Here is a 7472-nt window from a genome sequence, read left to right as displayed (position 1 = left end):
ACTCCAATATTTATTTTTAAAATCCTGATACTTATCTACTAATATTTCTTTTACTGTTATTTTCTTATCTACCATAATACCTATATTTTACACACTTATCCACAACCTTGCAATTACATAGTTTCCTATAGAATAAAAAATGGTTACACCCTATGTCGGCTGATTACGTTCATTAAGCAATTACGCCACATCTTTTAAGCAAATTTCCTAATGGCTCATAACTCGGCTGCGCCTCAAACAATTCGCCATCTTAACGGAAATTTGCCTAAAAGACATGGGTAATTGCTAAATTCACTCCAAATGCCTACTTCTGATGTAATCTTTTTTATACCCTATCTCTTAATCTTTATATAATATTTTTATTTTATTGCTTCTGTTGCCTTAACATCTTAATTCACCAACTTCAAAATATTTTACTGCTTCTCTTTAACTGCTTCGTAAATATAATGTAACGTTTTTTTATTTAATACCCAGCTTTCTTACTCTTTAGTGGTGTATCTTAATATTAATAAATGTTATCCATAATTGGCAAAAGCATAAATTCCTAAAGAGCAAAAAATGAAGTTTGAAATTACTTTTCCGATTTAATTTATCGAAATTCAGCACAGCTGAATTTCTTCCTCCACTTTGCTCTTAACTCTTTTCTCTTAACTCTTTTTTCTCTTCCCTAACTTTTCCGCAGCTGTCTCTTATTACAAGTTTAGTATCCGATACAACACTACATCTTTCCTTTTTTAATTCTTCTATAATCAATATAAGCTGCTCTGCAGCCTTATTGCCTATACCCTTCATATCAAGGTCAACAGATGTAAGCTTAGGACTACTGATGCTAGCAATAATGGTATTATCGCAGCCTATCACCGAAACATCTTCAGGAACCCTTATATTCAATCTGCTGCAAGTGTTTAAAACTCCAACCGCCATAAGATCATTGCACGCAAACACTGCTGTAGGTTGTACTTCACTATTAAATAGCTTTTCTATCATCATTTCAGTATTATTTACAACTTCTATACTGTTGCCCTTACCAACATTGATTACTTCGTTATAGGTAAATCCATTTTCTCTCAATGTTTCATTATATATTTCTTCTTTAATATCATAAGAATAACTCTTATGTCCTCTTACAAAAGCTATTCTCTTATGTCCTAATGAAACTAAATAATCCATAGCTTCCTTAGTTCCTACTTTTTCATTGTAACTTACAAAATTACATTTATCACCATAAGTTAAGCCATTTATTATCATTATCGGCAGCCTTGAACTAAGTTCTTCGTAAAAATCATTTTTAATGTTTTCTACTCTTGGATCTATTATTATTATTCCATCAACTTGCCTAGAAATAATACTATTTACTACCTCTTTTTCAAGTTCTGCGTCTCCACCTGTGTTAGATAACGATATGTTATATCCTTTACTTTTTATTTTCTCTTCTATAGCTTCTACTATGGTTGGAAAAAATAAATTAGTTATTCCAGGTACTATCACGCCAATCATTGAAGTCTTCTTTGTTATTAGCCCTCTAGCCATGATATTGGGAGTATATCCAAGTTTTTTTATAGCTCGTTCTATCTTTTCTCTGGTCTCTTTTTTAACAGGATAGTTGTTGTTAACTACTCTAGAAACTGTAGTAATGGACACACCTGCTTCCCGGGCCACATCATTAATCGTAACTGGCATAATATCACCTTTCCGAAAATCTTATTTTAAATGTATAATAGTATTATATCAAAACATGAGGCTTACCTCAATCAATAATACAAAGGAGTTTCACAGCATGAACACAGTGTTAAGCACAACTATTGAAAAATTAAAATCAAATATGAACGATGTAAATAATAAAACCGTAACGTTAGGGTTGGATGCATTTATCGACAAAATCGTTAGAATTGTTCGTTCAAAAGACAATAATTGTAATTATGTATTCTTCGATAAAATGCACCAGTTTGGAAGCCATCTTATAGATAAAAGCGGTAAGAGCTGTTGCATGGAAATGAGCAGCCGCTTTATTAAATTAGGGGGCAATTCTCCTATTATGGCTAGTGCATTAAGCTCTGTAGGAGTTCACGTAAACTGCATGTCTGCATTAGGCTTGCCAGATATAAACCCTATATTTGAAGTATTAAGAGACAGCTGCAGTCTTTATTCAATAGGTAATCCAGGAGAAACTATGGCTTTAGAATTTAATGATGGAAAAGTCATATTATCTGAGAGAGATTCATTAAATAAATTAAATTGGGATAACATTAAGATGACTTTAGGTGTTGAGACGATAAAAAAATTATTTTTCGAAAGCAATCTAATTGCTCTAGTAAATTGGACAGGCATTATCAATTACAATTCTATCTATAGAGGTATACTAAATGATATCTTATGTACGCTGCCTCCGGACAAAAGCAAAATATTCTTTGTAGATTTAGCAGATATATCTGATAGATCCAATGGAGAAATATTAGAAGCTTTAAGCTTGCTAAAAGAATTTAATAGCTACTATAAAGTAGTACTTGGTTTAAATGAAAATGAAACGACGCTAGTATATAAAAATTTATTTTCTGATAAAGCTATTATTAAATTAAAAGATATGGGTGATACTATTTATAATGAGCTTAACCTAGATTCTATCGTAATTCATACATTAACTAGTTCCTTATCATGGGATTTAAATTCATTTGCCGAGATCCCTAGTCTATACACAAGGAACCCAAAACTATCCACAGGAGGCGGTGATAATTTTAACAGCGGTCTTTGCTTTGGTCTTTTAATGGGATTAGGAATAGAAGGTTCGTTATACACAGCAAATGCTACCTCTGGATACTATGTTAGGAATGCTAAAAGTCCTAATATAAATAATTTAATTGATACATTAGAAAATTGGTCGACTCTAAATGAAATTTAGCTTTATTATCAGTCTTTTAGGCAAATTTCCTAATGGCTCATAACTCGGCTACGTCTCAAACAATTCACCATCTTAACGGAAATTTGCCTAAAAGACATGGATAATTGCTAAATTAGCAAAAATCATAAATTCCTAGACTAAAAAGAAGGCTTCAGTAAAACCATTTGATGATTTTTCTGAAACCTTTTTAATTATTAAAAACTCAATCCAAGCCGAGTCCCATTTCAATATACTTATAGCTTAAATACTGTCATAGAATCATTTAATTGCTTAACAGCAGCAAATAACCTGTCTGAAAGGCCGGCAATTTCTTCGGAAGATGCAGTCTGCTCCTGTATTGAAGCCATAACCTGCTCTGTGGAAGCTGATGACTCTTCTGCTAAAACTGATATATCTTCAACAGCATTTATTGCATTTTCCTTATAAGCATTCATATCCTTGACAATATTTGTTATATTTTCAAGCTGTGATGAAATATAATCAGTAGAAGTAATTATTTCCTTGAAAGCACTATCAGTATTCTTAACTGAACCCTCTTGCGCTTTAAATATAACATTTGCCTTTTCTACTAACACAAATGTATCCTCTGTTTTGTTTCTTATATCACTTATTATTTGAGATATCTCTCCAGTAGATTTAGCTGATTGATCTGCTAGTTTTCTTACCTCATCAGCTACCACAGCAAAGCCTCTTCCAGCCTCTCCAGCTCTAGCAGCTTCAATTGATGCATTTAGAGAAAGTAAACTTGTTTGATCACTTATTCCTTTTATAACTTCTACAATTTTCTCTATTGCAACAGAACTGTCTCTCAACGCTGACATATAATCATTTATCTCATTTACAACTTTAAGAGACTCTTCAGTCTTCTGATTCAATTCATTAACTACGCTAACTGAATGAACACCAATATCCTTAGTTTTTCCAGATGTTTTCTTAACGTCTTCAGCGCCTTTAGTAACTACCTCTATTTTATCAGCCAATTCTTTAATAGTATTTATTGCTTCTTCAGATTTTCTAGCCTGATCTACAGAACCTTTTGCTATCTCTTCCACTGCTGCAGCCACTTGTTTAGCAGATTCTGCCGATTGCTTAGATGATGAATTTATACTTTCAGTGCCTGAAGACACTTTTTGTGCAGCATCCTGAGTAGAGGAAATTATTCCTTTTATTTTTTCTATCATAACATTAAAGCTGCTACTTAAATGACCTATTTCATCCTTTGAATTATGTATAAAGGAAATATTTAAATCTCCATCCTCGGTTTTCTTCATTACTTCCATAAATTTACCAATAGGTTTCGAAATACCTAATGATATAGCAAATCCTATAATAATAGCTATCAATATACATATAGCACCTACTGCTAGTGTCATAGCTCCCATAAAGGTTACTTCTTTCATTATAAACCTGTATGGTGCCTCGTAAGCTAACTTCCACCCATTATTTAGTGTACTATAGCCTGTTAGTATATTGTGTTGAGTAAAAGAGCCTGTCTTTCTTTGATATACCATTGGTGATGCTTTAACATTCTTAGGCACTTTAGTACCACTTGATGTAAAGGTGAAAATATTTTTCTTACTAGTATCAAAGATTCTAAGGCTAGTACCCTCATCAAGTTTCATCTTTTTAGCAACATTTGTAAACCTTTCGGATTTAATAGATATTACGATAATTGCGGAAAACTTACTGTATTTTACATCAGTATACTTTCTAAATAAATAAATTTCAGAATCATTTTTATTTAATCCTGTTACCCAGCAAAATGAGCCACTGTTAGATTTCATTATTTTATTATATAAGTCGGATTTACCAAACTGATTTTTAAAATAATCTGAGTAACCAGAACTTATGCTACCAATCGATTCTTGATCCGGACCCATATAAAGAAAGAATGATGATACATCCGGATCTGAGTTTGCTATAGAAGATAGGGCGTCCTGCTGCTCATTATACCTCTGAAACCTATCATAATCATCTGAAGTAGTAGACCATAGCAAATCAGATAATTTACTGTTAGATATTACAAGTGTAGACATATCCTGATAACTCGTTAATACCGAATTAAGATTTATACTCATTTGCTCCAGCAAGGCTGTGGAAAATGTAGAAACCTTATTTTTAATAGTGTTTCTTGCAATATTATATGAAAAAATACCCACAGTACTTATAGGTACTACAGTTAAAACTAAAAAAGTAGCAACAAGTCTTGTTTTAATCTTGCTATTTTTGCCAATATTACTTAAGAACTTCATAGAATTTTTAACTTTTTCAAGAATATTGCGTGTTTTTGAGCTATCATTAAGCTTATTTTTTTTCTCTCTTTTTGGCTCAACGTTATGTATCTTTCGAGGCTTAGTCTTAAAATCAAACAACTTTTTCCTCATCTTAGTTTTATCTCCCTTCGCTGCATTACTTTTATTTACAGTATATCACAGCTAATAAAAATTTTCCATATAAAACGATTACTTTAGCAATCAATTTAATTTAATTAACTTTTATATTAAGTGTTATATTATGACATAAAGTCCGTAAAATCTATTTATTTTATAATTTTCACTGTATAATTAGTTGATGTAATTAAAAACTATAACTATAGTATTTATCCTAATATTTTCTCTCACTTAAGGAGTGGTTTATATGTCTGGTTCATATTTAAATATTTTGTGGGAACTGATTTTCATATCAATTCTCACGTTTATTAATGCCTTTTTTGCTTCAGCTGAAATGGCCATTGTATCTCTTAATAAAAATAAAATTAACTCTTTGGTTGAATCTGGTGATAAAAAGGCTATTTTATTGCAAAAAATACTAAAAGAGCCTAGTAAATTTTTAGCTACAATTCAGGTTGGAATAACACTTGCTGGTTTTTTTGCCAGTGCTTCCGCTGCTACCGGACTTTCTGTATATTTATCTAAAGCACTTAAGGAATTTAATGTACCCTATAGCGATAGATTATCGTTATTTATAATTACAGTTATAATTTCATATATATCCCTAGTTTTTGGAGAACTCTTACCTAAAAGAATAGCACTTCAAAAATCTGAAAGTATAGCTATGGGATCTATAAGAATTATAGCTTTTATCTCTAGGATTACATCTCCCTTTATAAAGTTATTATCGAGTTCAACTAACCTTTTAATAAGGACTATAGGTATAAATTGTGAAAATTTAGAGCAAAAAGTTTCTGAAGAAGAAATTAAATCACTAATTCAAGTCGGAGAAGAAAATGGAGTAATTAACCCTACAGAACTAGAAATGATAGAAAGCATTTTTGAATTTGATGATACATTGGCTAAAGAGGTTATGACGCCAAGAACAGATGTATTCTTGATTGATATTTCTTCAGACATTAGCAGCATACTTCATGGACTAGTAGAAGAAAATTATTCCAGAGTTCCTGTATATGAAGACGACACAGATAATATAATAGGTATACTATATATGAAAGATTTTTTCATAGAAGCTTCTCAGGTGGGTTTTGATAATGTAGATGTAAGAAAAATATTACGTATTCCTTACTTCGTACCAGAGACAAAAAATATAGATCAGCTTTTTAAAGAACTTCAAACCTCTCAAAATCATATGGCCATATTGATAGATGAATATGGGGGCTTTTCAGGTATTGTAACTATAGAAGATTTAGTAGAAGAAGTTATGGGGAAAATTTTTGATGAGTATGATGAAAGTGACAGCTACATAAAAAAAATAGATAATTGTACCTATCTCGTAAATGGTTCAGTCCCAATAGACGAAATAAATGATTGTCTTAATACAGATATAGAATCTGAACATTCTGATACAATAGGCGGATTTGTTATTAATTTATTAGGACGTATCCCTGAGAAAAACGAAAAAAAATCAATAAATTATGACAACTTGATCTTCACTATTGAATCTGTAAATGAAAATAGAATTCAAAAGATTAAAATTCAATTAGGTGAAAGTATAGCTCAGGACTGTAGTAAAGAAGAAGAACCAGATGATAAATAGGAAATGCTATATCGTTATTTAAATAAATTGCGAACCAACGATGGGGGTATGACCTACCGGTCATTGCGCCCTTCGTGTTCTGTAAATTAAATAGCTGTTAATTATTTAATGTATCTTTTAAATATAAACTAAGTGCTATTGGATAAACGTTATTCTATGGAATAACAATTTTTTAATTTCTTCGAAGAAAACTAAAGTGCATCGCTAATTTTTTAGAAAGATAAAAAACCTCTTTTTAATTTGGAAATTGCTAAAACTAATATCCATTTTAATAGAGATAACCTTAAAAAGCTATCTAAGCAGGACAGGTCTTGGCTTCGAAGACCTGCTTCTTCGTAGAGCCCTGTCACGATTAATAGGCTTTTAAGTAGTTGGATTATTAAAAGAAAGTTAATTATAACAGTTTCCATATTGAAGAGAAGCCTTTAACTCTCTTTATAATTAAGATCACACTTAATAATCTACGAAGAAAAATTAAAGATACAACTTCATCAAATAACGTCTGTAAAATTAACGTGTAGAAATTTTAGAGACGGTACTTTAAAACTAGCAATCTATATAATTTACAGAGCCCGCAGGGAGCGTT

The 7472-nt window shown here is 31.3% G+C and carries 4 protein-coding genes; 2 read left to right on the top strand and 2 right to left on the bottom strand.

Annotated features, from left to right (window positions below; genetic code table 11):
* Positions 1 to 633: 633 nt before the first annotated feature.
* Positions 634 to 1680 (bottom strand): LacI family DNA-binding transcriptional regulator, encoded by a 1047-nt coding sequence (locus tag CLORY_RS22125; protein WP_079428641.1) that lies wholly within the window; start codon positions 1678 to 1680, stop codon positions 634 to 636.
* A gap of 97 nt (positions 1681 to 1777) precedes the next feature.
* Between CLORY_RS22125 and CLORY_RS22120 the strand changes: the two genes are divergently transcribed.
* Positions 1778 to 2896, top strand: coding sequence for a hypothetical protein (locus tag CLORY_RS22120; RefSeq protein ID WP_079428639.1), 1119 nt, complete (start codon positions 1778 to 1780; stop codon positions 2894 to 2896).
* Positions 2897 to 3129: 233 nt separating this feature from the next.
* On the opposite strand, the gene CLORY_RS22115 is transcribed toward CLORY_RS22120, so the two are convergent.
* Entirely contained in the window at positions 3130 to 5280 is a 2151-nt protein-coding gene (locus tag CLORY_RS22115) for a methyl-accepting chemotaxis protein (RefSeq protein WP_079428637.1), read from the bottom strand.
* Positions 5281 to 5533: 253 nt separating this feature from the next.
* Between CLORY_RS22115 and CLORY_RS22110 the strand changes: the two genes are divergently transcribed.
* Entirely contained in the window at positions 5534 to 6886 is a 1353-nt protein-coding gene (locus tag CLORY_RS22110; RefSeq protein WP_079428635.1) for a hemolysin family protein, read from the top strand.
* Positions 6887 to 7472: the final 586 nt, after the last annotated feature.

Origin of the sequence: Clostridium oryzae (assembly GCF_002029235.1) — a bacterium.
GTDB classification, from domain to species: domain Bacteria; phylum Bacillota; class Clostridia; order Clostridiales; family Clostridiaceae; genus Clostridium_AE; species Clostridium_AE oryzae.
The sequence above is the reverse complement of the archived record's forward strand: the minus strand, read 5'-3'. Positions and strand labels throughout refer to the sequence as shown.

Coding starts and splice junctions, on each gene's coding strand:
- CLORY_RS22125 (WP_079428641.1), bottom strand. CDS start 1,680: ATGCCAGTTACGATTAATGATGTGGCCCGGGAAGCAGGTGTGTCCATT.
- CLORY_RS22120 (WP_079428639.1), top strand. CDS start 1,778: ATGAACACAGTGTTAAGCACAACTATTGAAAAATTAAAATCAAATATG.
- CLORY_RS22115 (WP_079428637.1), bottom strand. CDS start 5,280: ATGAGGAAAAAGTTGTTTGATTTTAAGACTAAGCCTCGAAAGATACAT.
- CLORY_RS22110 (WP_079428635.1), top strand. CDS start 5,534: ATGTCTGGTTCATATTTAAATATTTTGTGGGAACTGATTTTCATATCA.